This window comes from Sodalinema gerasimenkoae IPPAS B-353 (assembly GCF_009846485.1).
GTDB classification, from domain to species: domain Bacteria; phylum Cyanobacteriota; class Cyanobacteriia; order Cyanobacteriales; family Geitlerinemataceae; genus Sodalinema; species Sodalinema gerasimenkoae.
Genome location: NZ_ML776472.1, coordinates 3,094,090 through 3,120,281, shown reverse-complemented (window position 1 = coordinate 3,120,281; position 26,192 = coordinate 3,094,090). Strand labels below are relative to the sequence as shown.

The window sequence follows — 26,192 nt, the reverse complement described above, 5'->3', positions numbered from 1 at the left end:
TTCTGGATAATTGGCGGCTGGTTTGAGCAAGACTCGGGTACGGATTTCCCCGTCAAACCGGGCTGAAATCTGTCAAACTGAAGGGAGAAATAGCGATCGCCATGGTTGCTGTAAAACCTGTTGGTGTTGTGAGGCAGAGTTCGTGTGATGAAATATAGGCAAGGTCGCGCCGCTGGGCTGTTGAGAATGATGGCAGCAGTGGCGATGGGACTGCTTACCCTAGGAGGAGTCCTATTGAGTCCTCTGAGTTCTGAGTCTAGGGCTGAGGATGGGAATCAGAACCTAGAAGAAATTGAGGAGAGTGAGGAAATTGAGGATCTCGCGGATATTGAGCCAACGATTCCAGACAGTTGGCAGGATCTAGAACATGCTGAGTTAGGGTTTACCGTAAATTTACCCCCAGGCTCCCTGCGGGAAAGCATACAACCCCTTGAAACCAGTTTGGGGACGTTGGAGCTATACATGATCGGGCTGGAGAACAATGAACAGGTCTATGGGGTGATTGTGGCTGACTTTCCGGAGTTTTTCGAGGTGATTCCTCGGGAGACTCGCTTTGATGGCGCAGTTGCTGGGGTTTTAACCAATGTACGTCGGCGATTGGTTCAGGATCGTCAGGTGGCTTTGTCGGGAAATCCGGGACGCATTCTCTTGTATGAGGGCGAGGATGGTTTTGTGTATCAACATCATATCTATTGGGTGGGAACTCGTCTCTATCAGACGATCGCAGCGGTTCCCGCTCGACTGCCTCAACGACAACGGGCAGAGTTTTTTGAGGCCGCTCGACCCTTTTTTCACTCGTTTTCTTTGACAGATTGAAATAAATATGCTAGCGAATTTAAAACATTGGACGCTTCATGACGCAACGCGGTTAAACTATCCCCAGGGAGAGAGGACAGAAGCACAATCGCCCAAAGAGTGCGATCGCCTTGGGAGGGTTCCCTCTACCTATCAGAGGATTGCCGACCCCTTCATATTTTGTTACAAAGAGGGTAGTTGCCTCTAGGACATGCGGACACGCATTGCTTGATATGTTTGGGAGTTTGATCGGAAATCCAACAGCGCCAGGTACGGATTGGGGCGAACAGATGCTCAATACCGTAGCCAGTCGCTCTATTGCCCAGCTTTTCAGCCAAAGCGAGTCCGTAGACGTACAGATTCGCTGCTCGCCGTCGAGTAAACTGCTGCAAGGGAGTATTGATAGCTTTAAGATGGACGGCCGAGGTCTGGTCATTCGCCGCCGTTTTCCGGTGAAGGAGATGTCGTTTGAGACCGATCGCGTCTCGATCGATTTTAGTTCCGTCTTGAGTGGCAGTTTAAGCCTGAAACAGCCCACCCAGGCGATCGCCCAGGTGGTTCTGACGGAAGCGGGAATTAATCAGGCCTTTGAGGCGGATTTAGTCACGCAACGACTTGAACATTTGGAATTACCGGGTTTAGAGTCTCTGACGGAGGGAAAACCGGTCTCGTTTACTCAGGTACGGGTGCAGCTTAAACCGGGTAATCGGATTCAGTTAGTAGCCATGGCCAAAATCGGCGATCGCCCAGAGATCCCAATTGTCTTGGAAACGACTGTGGAAATTGAACGCCGTCGTCGGATTCAGTTCACGAACCCTGAATTTGTAGATGAGTCCGTTCCCGAAGAGGTACGCCCGGAGAGTCAACAACTCAGTCAGGCCCTCCTCGATGCCCTCAATGGGATGGTGGATTTAGATCGCTTCAACCTCGATGGGGTCAAACTACGCCTCAATCGCCTGGAGACTCGCCAAGATACCCTGACCTTTAATGGTTATGCGGAAATTAGTCATTTTCCGAAGCATGGGTAGGGGAAGGCAAAAGGCAAAAGGCAAAAGGCAAAAGGCAGGGCGTGCGGCAAGTGTGCGCCCTCTCCTCTTCCTCTGTGTCCTCTGTGCCTCTGTGGTTCTCTTGCCTCCTGCCTCCCGCCATAGGAATCCAACCTAAATCAGGTCGATGAGGGCTTCGATGAGGGTTTGGTTTTGTTCGTCGGTTCCGACAGTGATGCGAAGTTGCTTCTCTAAGCCGGAGTGGTTGAAGTAACGAACCAGAATCCCTCGGGCTTTGAGGGCTAGATAAATGTCTTCGGCATTCTCTCGGGGAGGGGTGACGAGGAGGAAATTGGTTTGGGAGGGGGGAACCTTAAAGCCGAGTTTCTGTAACTCCTGGCTAAGATGCTGGCGGGAGAGTTTGACTCGTTCGGCACATTGGTTTTTATAGTCCTGATCCATCATGGCGGCTGCCCCCATCGCGGCGGCGATCGCATCGATGTTATAACTGTCTTTGACTTTGAACAGGCCACTCAAGAGTCCCGGTTGGGCGATGCCAAAGCCGAGTCGTAAGCCAGCTAGGGAGTAGCCTTTGGAGAGGGTTCGTGTCACGATGACGTTCTCGAACTCACTCACGAGAGGCAGGGCCGTGTCATCGGCGAAGTCCACATAGGCTTCATCGACCACTAACACCCCGGAGAGTCCCTGGGCCAGGCGACGCAGGTCATCGTTGCTGACAAGATGACCAGAGGGACTGTTGGGGGAGGCGATGAAGGTGACGGACCCCTGGGCCTCTAGGAGGGCATCGAGGGGGAGTTGATAGTTCTGTCCATAGGGAACTTCGAGGACGGTGGCCGGTTGGATGGCGGCGAGGGTTTTGTAGAGAACGTAGGTGGGGGTAGGATAGACCACTCGGCGAGAGTCGGCCTCGGCACAGGCCCGAATGAGGAGGTTGAGGATTTCATCACTACCATTGCCTACGATAATCCAGTCTAGGGGAACCTCTAGCACGTCGGCGATCGCCTCGCGAAAGGCGTTGGCGTAAGGATGGGGATAGCGTCGCAGCAACTCCCCGTCAAAGTTCCGCAACACCGCCATGGCGTTTGGAGAGGGGGGATAGGGGTTTTCGTTGGTGTTGAGTTTGAGGATGCGGGTTCCGGGTTTGGGCTGTTCCCCAGGGATATACCCCTGCATGGCATCCACGGCGGGGCGAAAGTAGCTGCTCATCAATGGTGATATGGAAGTGATCGCGATCGCCCCTATTTTATCAAGGGTCGGGTCTTGTGGTGGAGGATGCCCCGGGAATCGTTAATCCTGAACAGTGAATGGCCCAGATGTGAGGCTTAATTGTGGGAACTTGTTAGTCTGAGAATGTTGGAATTGGGGATGTTGGGGATGCGAAAGATGAAGGCGTTTGTTTGGGGGGCGATCGTGGCGATCGCTGGGGGGTTAATTGGGGTCGGTGGGGCGGAGTTTCGGATTCCGGTATTGGTGAATGTGTTTCACTATCGCCCTTTGCCGACGGTCATCATCAATCTCATGATTAGTTTAGTGACGGTGACCTTTTCTCTAGTCTTTCGCAGTGGAGTGATTGGTCTAGAGATGGTTATCGCCCATGGGGGGATTATCCTAAACTTGCTTTGTGGCTCGTTGTTGGGGTCTTATCTTGGAGTTCGCTATGCGACGGCAATCAATGAACAGGTATTACGTCAAATTATTGTGATATTTTTAATTGTTTTAAGTTTTATTCTTCTGGGCCACAACGTTATTTTGGGAATGGTGGGATGGGATATTCCTTGGGGGCTTCAGGTGGCGATCGGGGTTCTGGCGGGATTAGTGATTGGTCTGTTTAGTAGTCTCTTGGGGGTGGCTGGGGGGGAACTCCTGATTCCGACGATTACCCTAGTGTTTGGGGTGGATATTCGCTTGGCGGGGAGTTTAAGTCTGGTGATTAGCCTCTTTACGATTCTTATGGGATTAGGGAAATATCGAAGCCAAGGGGCTTTTAGTCGGATTACGAACCAGAAGCAGTTTATCTTTTATATGGCGTTTGGCTCGGCGCTGGGAGCAGGGATTGGGAGCTATTTGTTGCAGTATGTCACCAGTGATTGGATTTACATCATTTTGGGTTTATTGTTGTTAGGGTCTGCCTTGAAATTGAGTCAGCATACTGACCCTTAAATCATGCTAATCATGGGTCTTCAGGATATATGGTGTGATTTGTTGCATGGTATACCAAATTGTAGGGGCGAACGGCCGTTCGCCCTACGGCAAGGGATATAATCTGCCATAATTTATCCTTATCACCCTGAACCCAGAAGACCCCTAATCACGTCCAAGTCTCGGGCAAGGGAAAACTATCATATTTGCGATATTCATAAGCACCCATGAGTGCGCCCCAGAGTCCTTGACCGCTGTCTGGATCGACGCCGCGATCGCGACTGTAGAGACAGTTTGGGGTGATATCAAAACCGAGTTCTACTTGACGAGTTTTCCCTTGATACTCGAAGCAACATTTTGCCCCCTGGGGCGGATTGGCGATAAAGCGATCGCCCTCTTGGCGAATCTGCAAACAACAGCCCGGAAGTTCGAGAACATCCTCAGAGGTTAGACCCTGGAGGCGTTGAGGGTCTCGGGCGGCCCCGGCGATCGCCTCGGGATGACGGAAGGCCCGATACATCACTTGGAGGGGCGCTCCTTCGGGGTGGGAGAGCAGCATCAATCGTTGTCGATAGGGCTGTTCTAGCTTCAGGAGGGGGGCTTGTTCGACAAAAATGGCATAATTGCCATCAATCTGTTGGGAGAGGGGATATTGCCAAACACGAGTGGGAACAAACCAGGTTGGGTTATCCTGGGCTTGCTGGTGATTATCAAAGACTCCGACTAAGGCTTGTGCCAAGGGTTTCAAGAGAGAGGAGGATGACATAAGCAGGATGAGAACAAGGCAAACGTAAACTAAGAATTGACAAAATCCAATCAGGGATGAGAAGATGCGATAAACAAATATTTTGTCTTAAGAAATTTCAAAGAATAACTGACCCAAAACACAAAAAATAATTTAACTCATAGCCTTCAAAAAACTCAAACATTATCAATTATTCATTGTGTATCAGTCATGAAACCTTACCAAACGATACCGATTCGGGAGTGCGGTGAACGCCTGGTTCCGATTCCCGATGGATTATTTTCCCTGGAATCGCCCCATCCCTATCGGGAATTGGGGGCCCCTTACGGCGATCGCAGTCCTTTCTGTTTACGGGAGAGTGTCTTGGAACGGCTGTTTAACGCCCAGGAAATTCTCCAAAGCACTCATCCAGGTTGGCGACTGCGGATTTTTGATGCCTTTCGTCCGGTAGACGTACAACAGTTTATGGTGGATCAGACCTTTACTGATTTGCTAGAAGCGCGAGGTCTAAAACCCCGTCGCCTTTCAGAGGAACAACGGCAAGAGATTTGGGCGGAGGTTTATGAGTTTTGGGCGGTTCCCAGTCAAGATCCCCAAGATCCGCCCCCCCATGCCACAGGAGGGGCCGTGGATATCACCTTAGTCAATCCCACCAACCAGGTGGTGAACATGGGATCGCCCATTGACGAGATTTCCCCGCGATCGCATCCCAACTATTTTGCCGAAGCGCAAACCGACATCGAACGAGACTATCATGCTCACCGAGACCTGCTGGCCCGGGTGATGGCGGAGGCGGGGTTTGCCCAACATCCTCAGGAATGGTGGCATTTCTGCTACGGCGAGCGGATGTGGGCCTGGGCGACAGGGCAGGAGGCGGCGATTTATGGCTTACCGGAGGGGAATTAAGCCGAATGCAGCCTATTTCGCGGCGGAACGGGCCTGTTTGACCATAGCAATTAGGGTCTGATGGGCATCTTCGGAATCTTGGAGTTGGTGATCAAAGGGGATACGCAGGCTAATGCGATCGCCGTTAGCCTGGACGCTTAAGTCCATCCCCTCGGGGTCAATGGCCACCATTTCAGCGGCTTCGGCATCCCGGCGATCGCCGTAGACTTGGGCATAGGTGAGGACAGCGTTGGCGTGATCGTCGTTCATGTGTTTGCAGATGCGATCGCTAACGGCGGGGGTAATCGGGTCACTCATGACAAGATGTTTAGAATTGATGGACATTGTCTCTCTAGCTTAAATGGGATTTTCCACTCCAGACAAGGAATCTCCCCCCATCGTGAGGAATCTGGGGGATGGCGGGCGGCCCCCGGCCTGGCGCGTTGTCCTCATTTTGTTGTTGGGGGTGTTGGCAGTGTCCACGGCGGCGATTTGGGTGCGTTTAGCCTTGGGATTGGTGGGGGGAGAGGGGGGATTGGCGTTCACCTTGGTCATGGCGGCCTCGCGGCTAACGGTGGCGGCGTTGCTTCTGTCGGGAAACTGGCGTCGGATTCCCCGTCAGGTGACTGGACGACAATTTTGGGGGGCAGCGTTGTCGGGGCTGTTTCTGGCCTTGCACTTCGCCGCCTGGATTAGTTCTCTGTCTTATACCTCCATTGCCGCCTCGACAACGTTGGTGACCACAACTCCTTTGTGGGTGGCCCTGTTGTCTTGGCTATTTTTGAGGGAACCGGTCTCCGGGGGGACTTGGCTGGGGATGGCGATCGCCCTGGGGGGAGGAGGCTTGATTGCCTCGGGAGAGATGGGGAGTGCCGTTTCGGGGGGTCAGCCTCTGTTAGGCAATGGGTTGGCGTTGCTGGGGGCTTGGATTGTCAGCCTACATCTGCTGCTAGGGCGCAAGGTTCAGCAGGAGGGCCTGGGGTTAGCCCATTATGTGACCATTACCTATACTGTGGCGGCATTGCTGTTACTACCCCTTCCCTGGCTGCTTGGAGGAGGCTATGGGGGCTATCCTCCCCTGTTTTATGGCTATCTGCTGCTGATGGGGCTATTACCTCAGTTGTTGGGACATACCAGCCTCAACTGGGCCCTACGCTGGCTGTCTCCGACTTGGGTCACCCTGGCAGTCTTGTTGGAACCCATCTCTGCGAGTAGTTTAGGGTTGTTGCTATTTGGAGAGGTGCCGGGATGGGAAGTCTGGCTGGGGGGAATTGTGGTTCTAACGGGGGTGGCGATCGCCGTTTTGGGGGGCCGTAAGACTCGGGGCGATCGGGATCAATCAAAAGGCTGATGACGATCGCATCTCTGTCCTATGGCGATCGCAATAATCCTGATAAAAACTGTCATCCTAGTAGTAAGGGACATAGATAAATAAACAGGCGATCCCCATGACTCAACACCCCATGACCCACTCTGATGGTAACCGTGCTGCCACCGATGACCGCAAGCGTTACGCCCATGAAATCTACCAGCAAGAGTCTCGACAAGTGTTAAAATCTGTCACTAACATTCTTGCGGTGGATCTCATGTGGTCACTGGTCGGTTTAAAATCGTGACAGGAGGCTGTTTCGATGCGTACAGAACCGGGACTAAAAGGTATTAACGTAACGTCATCAAGAGAGAGGAGACGCTCACGTCATCCTCTTTCTTTTTGTGGATAATATTTAGACATTTACAAGAATTTGTTAGGATAGATGCTGCCGCTGTCATCCCAACCGCGACCTTTATCTATGCCAATCGCCTCCCCTGTAACCATCATCGGTGCTGGCCCCGGAGATCCTGAACTGATTACCCTACGGGGACAACAACGCCTCGCCCAAGCCGATGTGGTGTTCTACGCAGGTTCTCTCGTTCCCCCGGCCATGTTGCAACATTGTCACCCCAACAGCGAACGCATCGACACCCGAGGGGAGACGTTAGAGATTTGGGTGTCTCGTCTGTTGCAGGATGTCCAAGCCGGTAAAACTGTGGTGCGCCTGCAAGATGGGGACCCCAGTCTCTATGGTGCCGTTCATGAGTTGGTGGTCTATCTAATCAGGGATAAGATTCCCTTCGAGATTGTCCCTGGAGTAAGTGCCTTTCAAGCAGCGGCGGCCCGCTTACAAACGGAACTAACGGTTCCCAATCTTGTGCAAACCATCATCCTCACCCGCACTCAGGGACGCACCCAGGTTCCCAATCGCGAGGATTTAGCCAGTTTGGCCCGCCATCGCGCCTCTCTCTGTCTTTATCTGAGTGCCGGTCAGATTCGCAAGGCCCAAGAGCAACTTTTAGAGTATTATCCCCCGGAGACGCCGATGGCGTTGTGTTATCGCTTGGGTTGGGAGGATGAGTTGGTGGAACTGGGGACGGTGGCGCAGATGGCTGTGATGACGGAACAGTTGGGGTTAAAACGGACGGTGTTATATGTGGTGAGTTCGGCGTTAGGGGCGACGACGGAGGGGCGATCGCGCTTATATGATGGTCAGCATCATCATGTGTTTCGTCCCCAGTCATCCCCGAAGTCAGTGAACTCTTGATGGCTGTCTTGGGGTGTTCAGACGGTATCTTGGAGGGGCGTTAGAGTCGCTCTTAAACCTAGAAGTAGGAACAAGACTAAAAATTACCGTAGAAACCCTATTGCCCCGCAAAGACACCCCCAAAACCTTTCTACAAACAGCCCAGTTCTTACAGTTATAATGCCAGCCACCCCTCTACGCCGCTGAAGGCATCGCCGAATGCTGGATTATCAACCTCAAGGAACGACAACTCGAACGCTATCACCAACCGGGCCCCACACATTACCGCGATCGCCAAGTTCTCACCGGTGGCGCGATCGCCCCCCTGGCCTTCCCAGACTGTACCCTAGAGGTGCGATCGCTGTTTCGGGTCCAACAGCATCCAAGGTAACTTGTAGTCGCTTGCCCTATGTCAGAATGGAGGGAAGGTCAACACATTTGAAGGAATCCCATGGCAATTAGGGAACTCGATCGCATTACCATCAACTCAGCAGTATGTCTTGGACAACCCACAATCCGGGGAATGCGGATCACAGTAGAATTTGTCCTGAAGCTACTCGCAAGTCAGTTATCAGTTCCAGAAATTTTAGAGTCCTATCCAGAGTTAGAGGAAGACGATATTCGTCAAGCCCTCAATTATGCAGCCTGGGCGGTATCTGATCGTAGGCTTCCCCTAACTTCGGCATGAGTCAGCTGCGTTTAATTGCCGACGTTCATATTTCTCCTTTAACTGTTGCAGCGTTAAAGGTAGAGGGCTATGATGTCGTACGGACTACAGATTTATTTGAGATTAGTTTGAGTCCCCGCATTCAGCTAAGTTGCGGATGTATTGTCGGATGACAGGCTGTAGGGTTAAATGGGATGAGGCGTGTAATAAGCTGCGTCGTTTGAGAGATTGGACGGCTTTTAAGAACTCTCGGTTCGATAAAAGATTGGGAGGTTTCTGGTTGATGGTGACAGGCGGGTTTTGCTGGGCTAACCAATGCAGCAGGGTTTTTTCCGAGTCGCTGAGGCGTTGATAATGTCGGTTGAGGATGGGTTCTAAGTCTCCTAAAAAGAGGCTGGGGTAGGAGAGGAATTGGGTAGTACTAGAGAGGTAATGATGCGTTGTAGTGGTGAATAAAATTCCACAGGAGGCCAATGTGATTCCGTAGACTCTTGGAGAAGGCTAAGCTGCGTCGGACAAAGCGTGAAACCCTTTGCCTGAGGGTATTGTTAAACCGTTCAATGTAACTGGTCTTGCCACTCGACTTACTGACGACCCGGTGTCGTTTGCTCGGCAGCACCTGCCGGTAAGCCTCCCAAGCGTCAGTGTAGATCACAGCACATTGCCGATAGACTGTGGGTAGGGAATCCCAGAGGTTTTGCGCACTCTCGGCAGCGCGAGAACCGACATAAGCGCCGATCATCTCACGGGTCTCGGCATCGAGAGCTAACCAGACCCATTGTTTGTTGCCCTTGTGATCGACAAACGACCAAAGTTCATCACATTGCACCGTCATCGGCCCTTTTTTTTTGGACTGACAGCGACTTGCCTGTGTGTCTGGGCGGCTTTACAGTTGACATAGTCTTGCAGCCATTGCTCAGACACCTGAACCGCCCGGGCAATTCCAGCCATCGGGATGCGTTCTAGCAAGAGCCGGTCAATGAGTTCGCGAGTCGGGGTGTCGATGACCTTATTGGTTGGGTTTTTGACAAACTGACGACCACAGTTACGGCATAGATACCGTTGCTTGCCCGTGTGGATGTGGCCATTTTTGACGGTTCGCTTAGAATTGCAATCAGGGCAGTGAGGCATGGGGGTTGTTCTGTCGCTTCATGATCATCCTAACAAATCCATCATTACCTCTCTAGTACTACCGTCATCTCAAACCAACAAAATCTCCAAATTAAACTTAAGACACTACTCAGCCAAATAAATCAGCTCACTCACGTTGTTTACCGGCAGTTGGCAACTTTATATCGTAACCTATTCTGGAATGATATCCAATGGCTAAAACGTGCCGAAAAACAAAGTGAGTTGGGAAATCTGGATGAAGCGATCGCCGCTTGCGATAAAGCCATTAAAAAGTCTGAGGATAATCTTGCCTATTCTCCCTGGTGTAAAAAAGCATATCTTCTCATACAGCAAGAGCGTTTATATGACGCAGTTTCCTGTTTTCAAAAAGCTCTAAACATCAATTCACACCTAGATGCAGTCTGGCATGATCAAGCTAGAATTTTATTTCAAATTAATCGCATTAGCGAGGCGATTAAATCTTATGATCAAGCACTTAAGCTAAAACCTAACTCAGATATTTTGTGGATTGAAAAAGGTGATTTGCTGGTTCAGAAAAATCAAGCTAGATTAGCTGCCGATTCCTACCAAAGAGCTTTAGAAATTAATCCTGACGATAAGCGGGTATGGTATAGCCGAGGTGATTCGGGTGCATCTCGGTTGGGAGATAAGTATATTTACTCAGAATAAATGGATTGACTTGGCGTGATTAAACCGCGATCGCCCCCCCAGCCCCCCCATCCGCCACAAATCTTGGGTATTGTTGCTCAACTGAGCGTCGCTTTCCCTTAAAATTAAATCAGTCCCTTTAGAAAAAATAAGCAGAAGTTATGTCAGCCCCCACATCGAACGGACAAGCGCTTCTGTCCGATCGCGAATTAGAGGTGATCGAACTCGTCGCCACCGGCCTAACCAACCAAGAAGTCGCCGATAACCTCGAACTCAGCAAACGGACCATCGATAACCATATCAGCAACATTCTCAGTAAGACCAAAACCGAAAACCGGGTCGCTCTGGTAAGATGGGCGTTGCGCTGGGGTAAGGTCTGTCTCGACGATGTCAACTGTTGTACCCTTCCCTACCGTAGCCCCCATGCCTCAGCCTCAGAGATGCTGACGGACTGAGGATGATGAATCCCTCTCATAGCTAACTCGTACTGGTAACGTGACGATGCGACAATGTTGGACCATTCCCACCCTTCCCTTGGCCGTCTATCGGGAAGTGGTGGCCCATCTTCGTCAAGTGGAGGGTGTAGCCGCCGGATTACTCCCCCAAACCGCCCCTAACTTTGACCCCAAACTGAGTCAAGTGGGCGGCCTCTGGCTGGAACTTCCCGACAACGCCCCCGTAGACCATCAAAACCGCCTCAACGCCATCCTCCAGTATTATGGCGATCGCGCCCAACAGTCGTGGGAATCCCTAGAGGCTGAAGCTTAAGCGAACGCTATCCCCCCAGATTTGACCGTAACTCAACCGTTTCTCAACTCATGACGACGCTGCAAGCCCTGCGGGGAACTCGGGACATTTTGCCCGATGAAATCGCCTATTGGCAACTCGTAGAAACCACCGCCCGCGATATCTTAACCCGGGCCAGTTACCGAGAAATTCGCACCCCCATCTTTGAACAAACCGAACTGTTCCAACGGGGAATTGGCGAAGCCACCGATGTCGTTGGCAAAGAAATGTACAGCTTCAGCGATCGCGGCGATCGCTCGATCACCCTACGCCCCGAAGGAACCGCCGGCGTCGTTCGCGCCTACATCGAACATAACCTCTTCGCCGCTGGTGGGGTACAACGCCTCTGGTACACCGGCCCCATGTTCCGTTACGAACGCCCCCAAGCTGGACGACAACGCCAGTTTCACCAAATTGGCTTAGAACTCCTCGGAACCGACGCACCCCGGGCTGATGCCGAAGTCATCGCCCTCGCCACCGATATTCTCAAAGCCTTGGGGCTAAAAAACCTACATTTAGCCCTTAACTCCGTCGGGCAAGGAGACGATCGCGATCGCTACCGTCAAGCCCTCATCGACTACTTCACCCCCTACCAAGACGAAATTGACGCCGACTCCCGCGATCGCCTCAGCCGCAATCCCCTACGCATCCTCGACAGCAAAGACGAACACACCCAGGCGATCGCCCAAGATGCCCCCAGCATCCTCGACTACCTCAGCGATGACTCAAAACGTCATTTCGACCGAGTTTGCGCCCTCCTAGAGCAACTGAGCATCCCCTATGACCTCAATCCGCGACTGGTGAGAGGCCTAGACTACTACACCCACACCGCCTTTGAAATCCAATCCGACGACCTCGGGGCCCAAGCCACCGTATGCGGTGGCGGACGCTACGACGGCTTAGTCGAACAACTCGGCGGAAAAGCGACCCCAGCCGTCGGTTGGGCCATTGGTTTAGAACGGCTTATTCTCCTACTACAACAGCTTCAAGACAGCCCCAGCGCCAATCCTGACTATTATGTCGTCTCACGAGGGGAACAGGCCGAAGCCCAAGCCCTATTCCTCACGCAACAATTGCGTCAAGCCAACCTCGCCGTGGAACTAGACTTAAGCGGAAGTGCCTTTGGTAAACAGTTCAAACGGGCCTCTCGCAGTGGGGCGAAAGCCTGTTTAGTCTTAGGAGATGCCGAGGCGGCTGAGGGAACCATTAACCTAAAATGGCTGGAGAGTGGTGAACAACAAAGCCTCCATCAGTCGAAGTTATTAGAGGTTCTTAAAACCCAAAACCCGTAAGGGAATAAGGTAACCACAGAGTCACAGAGAAAAATGTAGGGGCGAACGGCTGTTCGCCCTCCCCCAGCGTCGCCTATTGCCGATCGCCTCTAAAAAGAGAGGTGACGCCAAAACCGAGGGCCCGGGGTTGGTGTTGGAGTTCCCTAGCCAGATGGAGGGCGGCTTGGCGGCCTACGGATGTCTCGAAGACGGAGGAGAAGACCAGATCCGGCTGAAACTGCTGGCAGAGTTGGCGTAGTTGTTGGGGAGACCCGATGATGGCGGCTTTGATGACCACAAGTCCTGACCAGCCTCGTTGTAACCAGGTTTCTAAATCTCGGAGGTTGGCGACGGATTCATCCAGGGCGATGGGGACCACTCCCTGATGTTGTAGGGCCTCTAAATCCTGCCATGCTTCTGGCGGCCGGGGTTGTTCCAGATAGTCGATGGGTTGTCCTTCACAGGCCGCTAACCAGGTTTGGGCGTCCTCTTGGCTTAACCCCCCATTCGCGTCTAGGCGTAACTGGCTGTGGGGAGGGAGTTGCCATAGCAGTTGCTGAAACCAATCCTGTTCTTGCTGAATCCCCTCGACGGCAATTTTCCATTTGAAGCAAGGGGAGGGCCCCCAATGGTCTTGGGGAGTGGTTTCTAATAGCTTGAGGGCGGCCTCTCCAGTGGGGAGAAGCTGACAATGGGGGAAGTTGGGCTGTAAGGGCGGGTTGGGATATCTCAGGAGGGCTTCTCGGGCTGATTCTAGGGCAAACTGACAGGCAGGATAGCGATCGCCAATCGAGAAAATGTCCCCGTCGTCGAGATGGCCCTCGAAGCGTTGACAGAACTCATGGGCGGCTTCGAGGGATTCTGATCCAAAGTCTGGCAGGGGGGCAATTTCTCCCCAGCCTTGTCGCTGCTGGCCATCGCTGAGTTTGATGAGAATCCCTTGACGACGTTTCCACAGGCCATGATGGGTCTTTAGGGGCCGCCGAAAGGGATAGTCATAAGGCTGGAGACTGAGAGAATACATTGATGATGACTGTTGGAGTGGGATGAGGGCTGCGATTGCGGTTCCCGCAGGCTTCGCGATCGCCCTCGGGGTCCCATAAAACTGGGGTCACAGGGTTAGACTAATCCCTAGGAGAAGTCCACTGAGGAAGTGTAAGTTAACGGCGATGAATTTGCAGTTACTCACCTGTTGGGGTTGGTTATGGTGACGTTGGACATGGCGACAGAGTTGGATGGCAATGGGGAGACTGAGAAAGGTGAGGAACACCCAGGGAGAGAGGTAGCCGAGGCTGATGGCGATCGCCAACTCCAGAAAAATGAATCCAGTGACGTAACTCAGGAGAGTCGCCCCCCGTTGGGTTCCTAGACGCACAATCGGCGATCGCTTCCCGGCGGCTTGGTCGTCGTCCACTTGGTGGAAGTGGGAACAGAAGAGGATAATACTGGTACTCAGACCAATAAAGCTTGAGGCCACCAGAAAGGGAATGGGATGATTCACTAAGCCCTGCCAAGACTGAGTTTGACTGTAGTAGGCTGCCGCTAGGGCCATCGGACCAAAGGTCAGAAAACAAATGGGTTCTCCGAGTCCTTGATAGCCCAGGCGAAATGGGGGACCTTGGTAACTGTAGCCGAGGGCGCAACAGCCTAGAATTAGGGCCAGGATAGTTAGGTCTTGCTGCCAAACGGCGATCGCCACAATCCCAGCAAGCCCCAGGATTAAACAGAGATTGGCTAGACTGAAGATGAGGGATTTATTGCCGGTTAGGTTAACCAGAGAATGGGATTTGTTTTTGTCAATTCCAGTTTCTGAGTCAAACACATCATTACTTAAATTTAGCCAAGCAATGATTAAAATTGCCGCTGTTACAAACGTTGAGAAAATGCGCAGATTTAACAGGTGCTGTTCCGCCACAGCCACCGCCGTTCCCACCCAAATGGGAATAATGGCAACAGTGTACATGGGGGGCTTGATAGCAGCAAACCAGAGTTTAAATGAAGTCGCAGATGAAGATATTGTGGTCATTCGTGCGTTTTAATTCCAGGTTTCAGAAATACAGATGAGCGTTAAACGGTGATGTTGTCTTTTGGGAGTATTTTACAATTGGGGCGATCGCTTCAGACAAGACAGGGTCAACCTCCTCCTTAAGAAAAACGACAGCACCCCGGTATCAGTGGTAGCTTAGTAGTCAGGAGAAGCCAGCGCCCAGAGGCTGTCCCCATGATTCTTGCCTTGAGTTGCCCCTAGAGTCATGACCACCTCCGTCGGGGTTTGAGGGAACCCAGAAGCTGGCTAGCCAACTCTTAATACATCTTTACATTACGCTCGTTCATGGTCGTTCAACCCAGTCCGACACAGTGCTTTCAAAATTGTCAAGATATTGAGAGATTTCTTTTCAATTGGCAGCAAAAATTACCCGAGACCCTGCGATCGCATTGGCTGAGTCTACGGGTGAGGCTACCCGATCTCGACCCCCTCCTAGCCTTCGACCAGCATCAGCGGGGTGATCAGCCCTCATTTTACTTAGAAAACCCACGTCAGCAGCAGGCGATCGCCGCCTGGGGCAGTTGTTGTCAGATAGCGGCCAACGGAGACCAGCGATTCCAGAGAATACAGGACTTTATCCGCCACTGTCACGAGAACGCCAGCCTCATCAACCCCCGTCTGGGCTGGCCCCAAGGCCTGCAAATCTTCTGTAGTTTCAGCTTCTTCGACCAATCCAGCAACGCCCTATTCCCCGCCGCCAGTGCCTTCCTACCCCAATGGCAACTCAGCCATCAACCCGGACAAACCCTCGCCACCTGTAACCTACCCCTGACCCGTGACAGCGATCTCGCGAATCTGAGTCAACAGATCTGGGACACCCTGGAACAGTTGCGATCGCTGCCCTCAACCCCAGTCCGCCAACCCGGTCCAGCCCTCCCCCAACCCGTCCACTGCGACTGGCGAGATATCCAACAGTTCCAACACAACGTACTGCGGGCCCTCAACGCCATCGAAACCAAACAACTCCAAAAAGTCGTCCTCTCCCACGCCATCGACCTGCAAGCCCGTTCCCCCTTCCATCTCACCACCGCCCTAGCCCAACTCAGACAACACTATCCCGACTGTTACAGCTTCGCCGTCGGCAACGGCAATGGTCAATACTTCATCGGCGCCAGTCCCGAACGTCTCCTCAGCAGTCATCACGGTCAACTCATCGCCGACGCCCTAGCCGGTTCCGCCCCCCGAGGTGAAACCCCCTCCACCGACGCCCAACTGGCCAACCATCTCCTCTCGAGTCCCAAAGAACGCCATGAACATCGCGTCGTCTTACATTTCATCCAAAAGCAACTACAATCATTAGGGCTAACCCTACATCCCGTCCCCCCCATTCGCCTACTGCAACTGTCCAACATCCAACATCTGTGGACCCCCATCCGCGCCAACCTACCCAACAGCGTCCATCCCCTGCAAGTTCTCGCCCAACTTCATCCCACCCCCGCCGTCGCCGGAGTTCCCTGTCCCGAAGCCTGTCAGGCCATCCAAAACTGGGAAACCCTTGATCGCCAACTCTACGCCGCCCCCCTCGGCTGGGTCAACGATCAAGGAGACAGCGAGTTTATCGTCGGCATCCGGTCCGCCCTCATCAACGGCGATCGCGCCCGTCTCTACGCCGGGGCCGGCATCGTCGCCGGTTCCGATCCCGCCAAAGAACTCGCAGAAATCCAACTCAAACTCCAAGCCCTCCTCAACACCCTAAACGGCAATTAACCGCCCTACGGCCTAAGTTCCGGCCTGTAGGGGCGAAAAATTTTTCGCCCTTACAATCGATGGGCCTAGGTCAAACCCCCTACTGATGCCGGAACACATCCTACCCCTCCTGCCTATTGCCTCCTCCTTTTCGACCTGTCCTCTGTGCCTCTGTGGTGACCCCCTTGCCTCTCCCCCCTGCTGCCTGCTGCCTACTGCCTTCTTCCCCCATGTGTCGACTTCTCGCCTACCTCGGTTCCCCCGTCTCCCTCCATTCCCTCCTTTGTCAGCCCCCCCATTCCCTAGTCGTCCAAAGCTATCAACCCCAAGAAATGACCGCCGGCCTACTCAACGCCGACGGTTATGGCTTTAGCTGGTACGATCGCCGCCAACAAGACCAACCCTTCATCTACAAAAGTCTCCTGCCCATCTGGAGTGACATTAACCTCTCCTCCCTCAGTCACTACATTCACTCCGACTGTATCTTGGCTTATGTGCGTAGTGCCACCCCAGGACAGGCCCTTGATTTAAGTAACGGCCAGCCCTTCAGCCATGACAACTGGTCCTTTATCCATAACGGGGCCATTCCCCAATTTCGTCAGCGTCTCTATCGTCCCCTGCGCGATCGCCTCCGTAGCCCCTACTATGAACTCATCAACGGCAGTACCGACTCAGAACATCTGTTTGCCTATCTGATGCAGTTACAGGACGAAACGCCCCAGCAGCCCCTCAGCCAAACCCTCAAAACCGCCCTAAAGGACTTTCAGGAATTGGCCATGGCCCATAACAGTCAACTCTCCGCCAACCTCGTCCTGAGTGACGGACAACACCTCATCGCCTGTCGCTTCGCCGTCAACACCGCCCCCCCCAGTCTCTATTACCTGCAACAGGATGGAAGTCACCTCATCGCCTCCGAACCCATTTTTCCCGGAAACTGGCAAGCCTTCGCCCCAAGCAGTATCTTAACTATCAACCCCAATCAAGGGCCTCAGTGGACCGTCTTGAACCCCTAATGTCACTCGTTTCCCAACCTTCCCCAACCCTGGCCCTCCAGGAAGCCCTCATCGCCTGTCGTCAAGCCACCCTAGATCAAGTTCAATCCCTGGGCGATCGCCTCTATTACTCCCAAGCCCATCCCGACTTTAGCCCCATCGGTTGGCATCTAGGACATATTGGCTTCACCGAAGAACTCTGGCTATTGCGTCATTGTGCCGGACGCACTCCCCAACAGCCCCAATATCATCGCCTCTATGCCGCCGATGGCCTACCCAAACAGCAACGGCAACAACTCCCCAGCCTCGCCGACACCTGCGATTATCTGCAACAGATTCGCCAACAGGTGTTAGATTATCTCCCTCGCGCCCCCCTCCAAGACCAAGCCCGCCTCTGGTGGTTTATCCTGCAACATGAAAGCCAACATAGTGAAACCATGGCGATCGTCGAGGCATTACATCAACGTAGCTCCCTCTATCGTGCTCATCCTGCCGCCTCGACCCCTCTCAACCCCGAAACCATCAAAATTCCCGCAGGAGCCTTTCTCCAGGGCAATAGCAACGAGAATGCCCTAGACAACGAACAGCCCGCCTTTCTCAACCATCTTGACGAGTATCATATTGACCGCTACCCCGTCACCTGTGGCCAATACCGTCGCTTTATCGAGGTGGGGGGCTACGACAACCGCGACTATTGGTCTGCCGCCGGTTGGCAGTTTATCCGCCACCATACCATCCGCCAACCCCTCTATTGGCCCGAGGCTGACGGGTCAGAGTTTGACCATTATCCCGTCTGTGGGGTGAGTTGGTATGAAGCCAACGCCTACGCCAACTTTGTCGGCAAACGACTCCCCACTGAAGCCGAATGGGAAAAGGCCGCTAGTTGGAATCCCCAGCAACATTGCCATCAGCCCTATCCTTGGGGCACGGACCTCCCCCAACCTCATCATTGCAATCATCATCGCCTCATGGGGGGCATCACGCCGGTTCATGCCTATCAGGATCATTGCAGTCCTTGGGGTATCGAGGATATGTTAGGGAATGTGTGGGAATGGACATCAACCACCTTTGATGGTTATCAGGGGTTTGAGTTCTTCCCCTATTCCGGGTATTCTCAAAGCTATTTTGATGGCCAGCATTATGGGTTACGGGGAGGAAGTTGGACCACTCGCCCCTGGGCCCTTCGTAATAGTTTCCGCAATTGGTATTCTCCTCAGGTTCGAGAGGTGTTTGCGGGGTTTCGGCTTTGTCGGGGGGAGAAGGGAACAGGGAACAGGGAATAGGGGAGAGTAGGCAGTAGGCAGTAGGGGGAAGAAGGCAATAGGCAACAGGCAACAGGCAACAGGTAAATAATGGGTCATGGTGAAGACGGTAACCTATAGTCCGGCGTATACGTTGGTTCCCACCTATGAGTGTTTTAATCGCTGTAGTTATTGCAACTTTCGTCGGGAACCGGGAGAGGATGATTGGATGAGTTTGGCCCGGGGACGGGAGATTTTGCAGTCTTTGCGGGATGGAGTGGGGCCGCAGGTGACGGAGATTCTGATTCTCAGTGGTGAGGTTCATCCACAGCATCCGCGACGAGGCCTCTGGTTTCAACGGATTTTTAATCTCTGTCAGTTGGCCCTGTCTTTGGGCTTTCTGCCTCATACCAATGTTGGCCCTCTGAGTGAGGGGGAAATGGCGAGTTTGAAAACCGTCAATGTTTCGATGGGGTTGATGCTGGAACAGGTTACCCCCAAACTGCTAGAGACGTTTCACCGTCACGCGCCGAGTAAACAACCGGAACGGCGCATTTTACAGTTGGAACTGGCGGGTAAGTTGCGGATTCCTTTTACCACAGGATTGTTGTTGGGAATTGGTGAGACGACTAAGGATTGCCAGAATAGCTTGATGGAAATTGCCCGGATTCACCATCGCTGGGGCCATATCCAGGAGGTGATTCTGCAACCTCATCGTTTGGGCCAGCGTCAGGAGTCGGCGGTTGAGGCGTTTCAGTTGCCGCAACTTCCGGAGGTGGTGGCGTTGGCCCGGGATATTCTACCGCCAGAAGTAACGTTGCAGATTCCTCCGAATTTAGTGGAGACGCCTGAGATTCTCTTGGCTTGTCTGGCGGCTGGGGCCCAGGATTTGGGGGGGATTGGCCCCCGTGATGAGGTGAATCCAGATTATCCCCATTGGCAATGTCAACGGCTGCATGAGATTTTGCAACCGGCGGGTTGGCAGTTGCGTTCCCGTTTACCGGTGTATCCTCAGTGGGAATCTTGGGTGTCTGGGAAACCGCGATCGCAGCTTGAGAGAATTCGTCAAAAAAGTTGCCAGGGTTGAGCCATGATATGTTAGGATGGCAAAGCTAGAGGCATGGGGACATGGCCAAGCGGTAAGGCAGAAGACTGCAAATCTTCCATTCCCCGGTTCGAATCCGGGTGTCCCCTTTTAACGTGAATGTTCAGTATCGCTATATTCTCTTTTATAAGCCCTACGATGTGCTGTGTCAGTTTACCGACAACAGTGCCACTCCTCGCGCGACCTTAAAGGACTATATCCCGATTCCCGGGGTCTATTCTGTGGGTCGTCTCGATCGCGACAGTGAGGGCCTGCTGTTGTTAACTAATGATGGGCCGCTGAAGCATCGTCTGACGGACCCCAAGTTTGCCAAACCGCGCACCTATTGGGTACAAGTAGAACGGACTCCCGATGAGGCGGCCCTAGAAGCGTTACGTCGGGGGGTGATGATTCGCGGCTATACCACTCGTCCGGCCCAAGTCCAACGACTTCCCAATCCCCCTGATCTCCCGCCACGGGACCCACCGATTCGCTATCGTAAAACGGTTCCCACGGACTGGCTGGAAATCACCTTGACGGAAGGGCGCAATCGTCAAGTCCGGCGGATGACGGCGGCGGTTGGCTTTCCCACCTTACGCTTGATTCGGGTTCGCAGTCTCCGATTAACTCTGGAGGGCCTACAACCGGGACAATGGCGAGAGTTGACTCCCCTGGAAATTCAACAAGTGAGGGAAGATAGTAAGGAACAGTCGTCTTCGTCGCGATCAACACCCTGAGTCCCCATGATTTGGTTTGCTATCCTCATCCCTAAAGCTGACGGTGGCGGGATGACGCTTCCGGTTTATCTCGACCCCCAACGTCGCTATCGTCCTCTCAAACGTCCAGTTTTAAATGACTGGGGCGATATTGAGGTTCAGGTTTCTGATCAAACGCCAGCGGAGTCCCCCTACTATCGGTCTATAGCGGGGGAATCGCTACGGTCAATCCCCGATCTGGCCGAACCCTATATTCATCCCTATTGTGCGACTAACTCGGCCCTGCCACGACTCCATGATGCCTGGGAAAATGAGCAGTATGCCATCGTTCTCTTGGAGGATCGCTCGTCGTTGTTGCCTCTGATTGAGGGTTGGCAGGTGAAGCAATCCTCGAAACGCCAGGAGGTGGCGCTTCAGCAACTCCATTGGATGTATCAGATGACAGATTTATGGATATTGCTGACGGAGTTGGCGGGCCGCCCGAGTTTGATGCAATTGGATAATCTCCTGTTGGATGATGACGATCTGTTATGTTTGCAACGCCTCCATCTAGAAACGGTGGATCATGAGGTGTCGTTGAAACAGTTGGGAGAGACTTGGAGTCAGTTATTTCGCTTTTCTGAGATGTCACCTCATCTGGACATCGCCCAATTAATTCAACGGTTACAACAGGGACAGATTGCCTCGCCGGAACGGTTGCGATCGCACCTCGATCAGCTTTTGGATTCTCTACAACCCCAGTTGGTGAACGAGGATGAGGATGATGATGATCCCACGGGTTGGAATTTCGCCGAGGAAGATCTCACGGTCACGGCCCCGATTATCCCTACGATTCAATTGACTCATGCGGGACAGACGGATATCGGCCGCCAACGTCGTCATAATGAGGATACGTTTCTGTTGTGGTTACGACAACATCAACGGGAAACCCCCAATTCACGGACGGAGTCGGCGCGAGGCCTTTATATTCTTTGTGATGGGATGGGGGGCCATGAGGGGGGCGATGTGGCCAGTGCGATCGCCATTGAAACGGTGGCCGATCGCATTCTTCCCTATTGGGATGAGGCCTTCCCGGAACAATGGCGGATTAATGAGGCGATCGCGGCGGCGAATACGGCAATTTATCAGTTAAATCAGGATCAAGGCCGCCGGGGAAATCGCCGCATGGGAACAACTCTGGTGATGTTACTCCTCGATGGAAATCAGGCGGCGATCGCCCATGTGGGGGATTCTCGCCTCTATCGCTTGACGGTCTCGGGAGGGTTGGAACTGTTAACGCGCGATCATGAGTTGGGACAACAATCTATCGCCCAGGGGGTTGATCCGGCGCTGGCCTATCAAACCCCTCAAGCCTATCAACTCACCCAAGCCCTCGGGCCCCGGGAGTCGGTTCGGCCAGATATCCGCTTTTTACCGGTTCTGGAAAACACCCTGTTTCTGTTGGCGTCTGATGGCCTCACCGATCGCAGTTTGGTGGAACTCCATTGGAAAACTCACCTCAAACCCTATTTGGCGGTCTCATCGAATCTCAATTTTGCACCTCAGGAGTTGATTGATTTGGCGAATCAGGAAAATGGGCGGGATAATATTACGGCTGTTCTAGTTCGGGCGGAGTTGAAATCTCTTTAGCTTAACAAAAAGCACAAGTTATGGTCAAGAATTAACGACAACATAGGTTAAAGGAAACACCAGATATTCCAGAAAAAAGAGCTTCCAAATAAATTGATAAAAGGCAGCGATGGAGGTGCGATCGCCCAAGTCCAAAGTCCGACGACGGAACCACAAAAGGGCCAACAACAGCAAATGAATGGCCGCAAGAAGTGGCCCATTCATGTCGGTGAGAAGGGTAAAGCCAGCTACCACCATCAAGAGGTCACAGATAGAAATGGTGATGAGGGCTAAGCGGGCGACGGCTGGGGCCCCGAGACGCAGGGTTAGGGTGCTAATTTGATAGCGTTTGTCTCCTTCTAAGTCGGGAATATCCTTAAAAATAGCAATAGCAAAGGTGAAGATGAGGACAAACACCGTTAAGGCCCAGACTTCGGGAATAATGGGAAATCCGCCCTGAAAATGCAGGAACAGCCCTACGTTTACAATCATCCCGCGCACGGTAAAAATGCAAAATGAGGCCCAAAAGGGAAAGCGTTTGAGACGAATGGGGGGAATTGAATAGGCAGTTCCGATGAGTAAACTAATGGCAACCGTCGCGAATAGCCATTGGCCTTGAGTCCAAGCCAGGGCGATCGCCCCCAGTCCCGAAAGGGCGACAATCGTCCATCCCTGGCGGGGGCTAAATTCTCCCGAGGCCAGGGGTAACGTGGGCTTATTGATGCGATCAATATCGATGTCTTCGAGTTGATTTAAGCCCACAATATAGAGGTTTCCCCCTAAACAGGCCAACCAAGCCCAAAGTAGCGATCGCCATTCCGGGGAGGTGGGCCACGACCCCGCTTGGCTGATGGCAAACAGCCCCCAAACACTGAGGGTTGTGCCGATAATGGTATGGGGACGACTAAACCGCCATAGGGCAGAAAGTCGTTGTGCAAATGATGTGGCTAAGGGGTGCGATCGCGATTCCATTGATCCTCCTGACGCTGTGACTGATGGTTTCTGGTTAACTTAGGCTTCTAGGGGTTTTCTGCCACTGAGAACCCCATAACGGACTAACCCACTCTTATAGCCATCTCGCATCAAATTCATGGCCAAAGCCCCCTGAATGGTCTCCCAACCGGATAAGAGAACCCCCAAAATCACCTTGGGATCTAAGGCGGAGTCCATGACGACATCCCAGAAGGGGGCCACGGCGGTTGACCAATCCTCGGTTTGTACGTTCTCAAAGCCAATCCCCTCGGCGATCGCGTCATAGTCAGGCAGGGAAATCACATAGGGTAAATGATAAACCTGATAGAGTTGCCGCAAATGCTCGACTTCCGCCGCTGACAAACGTCCGGAATCTAGGGGACGATGACACCAGGTGGCCAACATCAGGGTTCCACCGGGTTTGAGGAGACGGTAACATTCCTCTAAAAAGCGGGTTTTGTCGGGCATATGTTCGCCGCTTTCGAGGGACCAGATCCAGTCAAACGTTTCGTCTGCAAAGGGAACCCCCAACGCGTCGGCCACTAGGAAGCCGAGGGAACTGCTGGCCCCGGCTTGCTGCGATCGCTCGGTGGCCCGGCGGGCCTGAACGGGACTGAGGGTGATTCCCGTGGCCCGACAGTGGAATTTCTGCCATAAGTGGAGACTACTTCCACCCACGCCACAGCCGACATCGAGGACTTGACTCTGTTCGTTGAGAGGGGCCGCGTTTCCGCTAGCCTGTACCCAGTCCAGGAGGCGATCGATCAGGTCAATCTGGGCCTGTCGTCGGTCTAGGCTTCGGGGATTGCGATCGCCGTAGTAGCCATGGTGTAAGTGTTCGCCCCAAACCTCCTCCCAGAGTTCTGTCGAAGCGTCATAGAAGTCCTGAATCTGCTGTCCAAAGGGGTTTGTCATCGGGGCTATATAAATACACTTGAACGTTCAACTACTTTCCAACCTACCGCAAACTCCCAAAAAAATACCCCTTCTTGGCTAGAAGAGGTATGGAGGGGATCGCGAGATCCCGATTCAGAGTCGAGGCGATGAGATCGCTTAGGCTGAAGACACGAGCTGTCGAGTGTGAGTTTAATTTAAAGCAGCGAAAACACTCAGTCCCGTGGGTTCGGCACAAGCATAGACCCCATCTTCCGCCAGGGCAAATCCGGGGCAAGACCCCCAAGTGCAAGCGCTGGCAGCGATGTAGGCATCATAGTCCGTATCTTGCAGACAGGAGGCCCAGGCTTCGGGGTCCATGCCCGAAGCGCCACATTTGAGGGTGTTCACTAGGCCAATGGCTTTGAGAGCACATCCGGCATCCACGGAACAACCACTAGCTTCGTGATTAATGACGAGGGGGCCCGTCGGGGGTTGACTCGGATCGACGCTTTCTCCATCAAACAGAGAGTTCATCGCGTCAGGGCTATTTAATAACGCTGTGCTATCCATCTCTAACAAGCCGGCGACCCCAATTAGGGTTCCCTGCTGCTCGCCACTTAACTGAACCTCTTCATTGAGGATGTCTTCAAGTTCGTGGTGACTTTCCGTGCCGAAGATGGGGAGTGCTTGGACGGGTGCTACGGCGATCGCCCCAACCCCCACCACAAGACTTGAGGCTAAAATTGCTAGTTGTCTTTTCATGACGTTTACTTTGACGCTTATGGGTTTACACCGACGTTATCTTGCTGGTTAGCCCTGAAAACTTACCGTATTTTTACTGAATGACTTCGAGGTTTTTGTGACCCTTCAGAACCGGTAAAATTAATACCAAGGTTGGGGCTGCTTCCAGCTTAGCCTTTCCCCCCCCCTCAGTCAAACCTATCTTTTGTAAAGATATGGTGAAGAATCCAGAGATTTATATGGTTTTTTTGTAAAGTTCTAAAGATGAGGGGTATCTGGGGGCGATCGCAAGATCAACGCGTAAGATGGTAGCGGTTCAGCATAATTTAACGGCCGTCAAAGTAAGGCTAACGCCATTTCGAATGTCTAGGATACCTATTGATTGATCATGAAGTCTAAAGAATCTAAGACCAGTCTAGCACTTGCCTCAAGAGGTCTCAAACTGGCAGGAACGGTTCTGATTCTGATTACCCTGCTCAACTTTATTTTACTGATTGTGCCCCCTGACGCGGGTAGTCCGAGCTGGTGGCTCAATCTAACGACACAAATCATTCAGCAGGGCATTATCCCTTTGATTGGAGTTGCCGCACTGCTGGCGGGAATTGCCTGTGAAGTGGTGAGTGGGGCAGCGACTGAGACCGATACCTGGATTCAAACCACCAAAAAGCGAACTTTTCGGCTGTCCTTAATTTTGGGGTTAATTTTTCTGATTCTCATTCCCGGTCATGCCCTAGCGGCGTTAGTCTCCAGTCAGCAAGCCATTGCTCGCATTGACCGAGAAGCCAACGAAAGTTTAGAACAAATTGAACTGCAATTGCAGCAGCAGCAGCAACTTTATCTCGGGATTATTGAACGTGATGAGGATACTGAAACCCTCTTACAGGATTTTCTGGGCGATGAACCGTTAAATGAGGAGCAGTTGGCTCAGTTTCAGGAGTTTATTGAAAATCCCGACAGTATTGACCGGCAAATCCAAACCTTGCGTACCAGTTTAGTCGAACGGGTCCAAGCTCGCAGCAGTCGGGCCAAAGAGCGATCGCGATTTGGGGCTTGGAAGTCCATCGCTCGCTTCGGCTTAACCAGTATCATGCTCTCAACCTGCTACCTCAATATCGCCTTCCTCGGCCGAGGGATGGGCAAAACCGCCAAACGCGCGAAAGTCAAACGTCGCCCTGCCACTCCTCCCACCCCTCCCAAACCCAAGCCAAAACGAGCGCCCGGGCCACCTCCCTCCGATGACCCCCCCTTTCTCCCCTAGTGTTGAGGTCCTCACGCCCCCAGCCCCTAAGATTCTGGAGATTTTCCAGATTTTTTGCCAAAAGGGGTTGCATTTACAAATGCTTGTGCTAAGATATAAATCTGTGAGCGCGAAAGCGGCCCACAGAATCAAATAGTCATGGGTCGATGCCCGAGTGGTTAATGGGGGTGGACTGTAAATCCACTGGCTACGCCTACGCTGGTTCGAATCCAGCTCGGCCCATCCTATTTGCCCGTGTAGCTCAGCGGTAGAGCACACCCTTGGTAAGGGTGAGGTCACGAGTTCAAGTCTCGTCACGGGCTTTTTGGTTGCAATTAAATTGCCCACTTGAGAATTTAG

At 52.8% G+C, this 26,192-nt stretch carries 28 protein-coding genes, 3 tRNA genes and 1 pseudogene; 23 read left to right on the top strand and 9 right to left on the bottom strand.

Annotated elements, in window-relative coordinates; genetic code table 11:
* The first annotated feature begins 147 nt into the window (after positions 1–147).
* Together L855_RS13570 and L855_RS13565 are read left to right on the top strand one after the other, a co-directional pair.
* The gene (locus L855_RS13570) at positions 148–816 is read left to right on the top strand and encodes a hypothetical protein (protein WP_159788849.1); all 669 of its coding nucleotides are present in this window, start codon (positions 148–150) and stop codon (positions 814–816) included.
* 212 nt (positions 817–1,028) lie between these two features.
* Positions 1,029–1,823, top strand: coding sequence for an LmeA family phospholipid-binding protein (locus L855_RS13565; RefSeq protein WP_159788847.1), 795 nt, complete (start codon positions 1,029–1,031; stop codon positions 1,821–1,823).
* Between the two features lie 132 nt (positions 1,824–1,955).
* Here L855_RS13565 and hisC read toward each other — a convergent pair whose 3' ends face one another.
* Complete coding sequence (hisC, locus tag L855_RS13560; protein ID WP_159788845.1) at positions 1,956–3,008, bottom strand: histidinol-phosphate transaminase; 1,053 nt, start codon at positions 3,006–3,008, stop codon at positions 1,956–1,958.
* A gap of 177 nt (positions 3,009–3,185) precedes the next feature.
* Here hisC and L855_RS13555 point away from each other — a divergent pair, with 177 nt between their 5' ends.
* Positions 3,186–3,962, top strand: coding sequence for a sulfite exporter TauE/SafE family protein (locus L855_RS13555; RefSeq protein WP_246198864.1), 777 nt, complete (start codon positions 3,186–3,188; stop codon positions 3,960–3,962).
* A gap of 148 nt (positions 3,963–4,110) precedes the next feature.
* On the opposite strand, the gene L855_RS13550 is transcribed toward L855_RS13555, so the two are convergent.
* The gene (locus tag L855_RS13550) at positions 4,111–4,707 is read right to left on the bottom strand and encodes a chromophore lyase CpcT/CpeT (RefSeq protein WP_159788841.1); all 597 of its coding nucleotides are present in this window, start codon (positions 4,705–4,707) and stop codon (positions 4,111–4,113) included.
* A 189-nt stretch (positions 4,708–4,896) separates the two neighbouring features.
* On the opposite strand from L855_RS13550, the gene L855_RS13545 reads away from it, so the two are divergent.
* Positions 4,897–5,592, top strand: coding sequence for a M15 family metallopeptidase (locus L855_RS13545; RefSeq protein WP_159788839.1), 696 nt, complete (start codon positions 4,897–4,899; stop codon positions 5,590–5,592).
* A 12-nt stretch (positions 5,593–5,604) separates the two neighbouring features.
* On the opposite strand, the gene L855_RS13540 is transcribed toward L855_RS13545, so the two are convergent.
* The gene (locus L855_RS13540; RefSeq protein ID WP_343039284.1) at positions 5,605–5,916 is read right to left on the bottom strand and encodes a DUF2470 domain-containing protein; all 312 of its coding nucleotides are present in this window, start codon (positions 5,914–5,916) and stop codon (positions 5,605–5,607) included.
* A gap of 16 nt (positions 5,917–5,932) precedes the next feature.
* On the opposite strand from L855_RS13540, the gene L855_RS13535 reads away from it, so the two are divergent.
* The 5 genes and pseudogenes from L855_RS13535 (at position 5,933) to L855_RS13515 (ending at position 8,817) form a co-directional block, all read left to right on the top strand.
* On the top strand, positions 5,933–6,922 hold the full coding sequence (locus tag L855_RS13535) for a DMT family transporter (protein ID WP_159788837.1): 990 nt from the start codon (positions 5,933–5,935) through the stop codon (positions 6,920–6,922).
* A gap of 97 nt (positions 6,923–7,019) precedes the next feature.
* Positions 7,020–7,187, top strand: coding sequence for a hypothetical protein (locus tag L855_RS13530; RefSeq protein WP_159788835.1), 168 nt, complete (start codon positions 7,020–7,022; stop codon positions 7,185–7,187).
* Positions 7,188–7,361: 174 nt separating this feature from the next.
* On the top strand, positions 7,362–8,150 hold the full coding sequence (gene cobM, locus L855_RS13525) for a precorrin-4 C(11)-methyltransferase (protein WP_159788833.1): 789 nt from the start codon (positions 7,362–7,364) through the stop codon (positions 8,148–8,150).
* Positions 8,151–8,331: 181 nt separating this feature from the next.
* Positions 8,332–8,520, top strand: a pseudogene (locus L855_RS13520) (hypothetical protein); the annotation flags it as partial.
* A gap of 60 nt (positions 8,521–8,580) precedes the next feature.
* Entirely contained in the window at positions 8,581–8,817 is a 237-nt protein-coding gene (locus L855_RS13515; protein ID WP_159788831.1) for a DUF433 domain-containing protein, read from the top strand.
* Between the two features lie 400 nt (positions 8,818–9,217).
* On the opposite strand, the gene L855_RS13500 is transcribed toward L855_RS13515, so the two are convergent.
* Positions 9,218–9,927, bottom strand: a protein-coding gene (locus L855_RS13500) for an IS1 family transposase (protein ID WP_219729917.1) whose coding sequence is annotated in 2 segments (ribosomal slippage) — positions 9,218–9,630 and positions 9,630–9,927 — 711 coding nt in all. Because the reading frame shifts where the segments join, the coding sequence is not laid out codon by codon here.
* A 150-nt stretch (positions 9,928–10,077) separates the two neighbouring features.
* Between L855_RS13500 and L855_RS13495 the strand changes: the two genes are divergently transcribed.
* The 4 genes from L855_RS13495 (at position 10,078) to hisS (ending at position 12,653) form a co-directional block, all read left to right on the top strand.
* Positions 10,078–10,596, top strand: a complete 519-nt coding sequence (locus tag L855_RS13495) for a tetratricopeptide repeat protein (protein ID WP_159788827.1) — start codon at positions 10,078–10,080, stop codon at positions 10,594–10,596.
* Positions 10,597–10,736: 140 nt separating this feature from the next.
* Entirely contained in the window at positions 10,737–11,030 is a 294-nt protein-coding gene (pedR, locus tag L855_RS13490) for a photosynthetic electron transport-dependent transcriptional regulator PedR (RefSeq protein ID WP_159788825.1), read from the top strand.
* A gap of 46 nt (positions 11,031–11,076) precedes the next feature.
* Positions 11,077–11,343: a hypothetical protein gene (locus L855_RS13485; protein ID WP_159788823.1), complete on the top strand. Its 267-nt coding sequence runs from the start codon at positions 11,077–11,079 to the stop codon at positions 11,341–11,343.
* 50 nt (positions 11,344–11,393) lie between these two features.
* On the top strand, positions 11,394–12,653 hold the full coding sequence (gene hisS / locus L855_RS13480; protein WP_159788821.1) for a histidine--tRNA ligase: 1,260 nt from the start codon (positions 11,394–11,396) through the stop codon (positions 12,651–12,653).
* A 73-nt stretch (positions 12,654–12,726) separates the two neighbouring features.
* Here the strand turns inward: hisS and L855_RS13475 are convergent, their stop codons facing one another.
* Together L855_RS13475 and menA are read right to left on the bottom strand one after the other, a co-directional pair.
* A complete protein-coding gene (locus L855_RS13475; protein ID WP_159788819.1) occupies positions 12,727–13,656 on the bottom strand; it encodes an o-succinylbenzoate synthase in 930 nt (309 codons plus the stop codon).
* 87 nt (positions 13,657–13,743) lie between these two features.
* A complete protein-coding gene (gene menA / locus L855_RS13470; RefSeq protein WP_159788817.1) occupies positions 13,744–14,658 on the bottom strand; it encodes a 2-carboxy-1,4-naphthoquinone phytyltransferase in 915 nt (304 codons plus the stop codon).
* 306 nt (positions 14,659–14,964) lie between these two features.
* Between menA and L855_RS13465 the strand changes: the two genes are divergently transcribed.
* From L855_RS13465 to L855_RS13435, 7 genes are all read left to right on the top strand, one after another.
* Entirely contained in the window at positions 14,965–16,386 is a 1,422-nt protein-coding gene (locus L855_RS13465; RefSeq protein ID WP_159788815.1) for an isochorismate synthase, read from the top strand.
* Between the two features lie 209 nt (positions 16,387–16,595).
* The gene (gene egtC, locus L855_RS13460; RefSeq protein WP_159788813.1) at positions 16,596–17,378 is read left to right on the top strand and encodes an ergothioneine biosynthesis protein EgtC; all 783 of its coding nucleotides are present in this window, start codon (positions 16,596–16,598) and stop codon (positions 17,376–17,378) included.
* A complete protein-coding gene (locus L855_RS13455; protein ID WP_159788811.1) occupies positions 17,378–18,640 on the top strand; it encodes an SUMF1/EgtB/PvdO family nonheme iron enzyme in 1,263 nt (420 codons plus the stop codon). The genes egtC and L855_RS13455 overlap by 1 nt, the downstream gene beginning before the upstream one ends.
* Before the next feature lie 76 nt (positions 18,641–18,716).
* Positions 18,717–19,685: a 7,8-didemethyl-8-hydroxy-5-deazariboflavin synthase subunit CofG gene (gene cofG / locus L855_RS13450; protein ID WP_159788809.1), complete on the top strand. Its 969-nt coding sequence runs from the start codon at positions 18,717–18,719 to the stop codon at positions 19,683–19,685.
* Between the two features lie 35 nt (positions 19,686–19,720).
* Positions 19,721–19,792 (top strand) — tRNA-Cys (locus L855_RS13445).
* Complete coding sequence (locus tag L855_RS13440) at positions 19,784–20,419, top strand: pseudouridine synthase (protein ID WP_246198862.1); 636 nt, start codon at positions 19,784–19,786, stop codon at positions 20,417–20,419. The genes L855_RS13445 and L855_RS13440 overlap by 9 nt, the downstream gene beginning before the upstream one ends.
* A 6-nt stretch (positions 20,420–20,425) precedes the next feature.
* Positions 20,426–22,027, top strand: coding sequence for a serine/threonine phosphatase (locus L855_RS13435; protein WP_159788807.1), 1,602 nt, complete (start codon positions 20,426–20,428; stop codon positions 22,025–22,027).
* A gap of 24 nt (positions 22,028–22,051) precedes the next feature.
* Here the strand turns inward: L855_RS13435 and L855_RS13430 are convergent, their stop codons facing one another.
* From L855_RS13430 to L855_RS13420, 3 genes are all read right to left on the bottom strand, one after another.
* Positions 22,052–22,978, bottom strand: a complete 927-nt coding sequence (locus L855_RS13430) for a homogentisate phytyltransferase (RefSeq protein ID WP_159788805.1) — start codon at positions 22,976–22,978, stop codon at positions 22,052–22,054.
* A gap of 39 nt (positions 22,979–23,017) precedes the next feature.
* The gene (locus L855_RS13425; RefSeq protein ID WP_159788803.1) at positions 23,018–23,893 is read right to left on the bottom strand and encodes a methyltransferase domain-containing protein; all 876 of its coding nucleotides are present in this window, start codon (positions 23,891–23,893) and stop codon (positions 23,018–23,020) included.
* A 171-nt stretch (positions 23,894–24,064) separates the two neighbouring features.
* Complete coding sequence (locus L855_RS13420; protein ID WP_159788801.1) at positions 24,065–24,616, bottom strand: hypothetical protein; 552 nt, start codon at positions 24,614–24,616, stop codon at positions 24,065–24,067.
* A 367-nt stretch (positions 24,617–24,983) separates the two neighbouring features.
* On the opposite strand from L855_RS13420, the gene L855_RS13415 reads away from it, so the two are divergent.
* The 3 genes from L855_RS13415 (at position 24,984) to L855_RS13405 (ending at position 26,155) form a co-directional block, all read left to right on the top strand.
* Positions 24,984–25,853, top strand: a complete 870-nt coding sequence (locus tag L855_RS13415; protein ID WP_159788799.1) for an HpsJ family protein — start codon at positions 24,984–24,986, stop codon at positions 25,851–25,853.
* Positions 25,854–25,993: 140 nt separating this feature from the next.
* Positions 25,994–26,075: transfer RNA gene (locus tag L855_RS13410), tRNA-Tyr, on the top strand.
* Between the two features lie 8 nt (positions 26,076–26,083).
* A tRNA-Thr gene (locus L855_RS13405) sits at positions 26,084–26,155 on the top strand.
* Positions 26,156–26,192 lie beyond the last annotated feature (37 nt).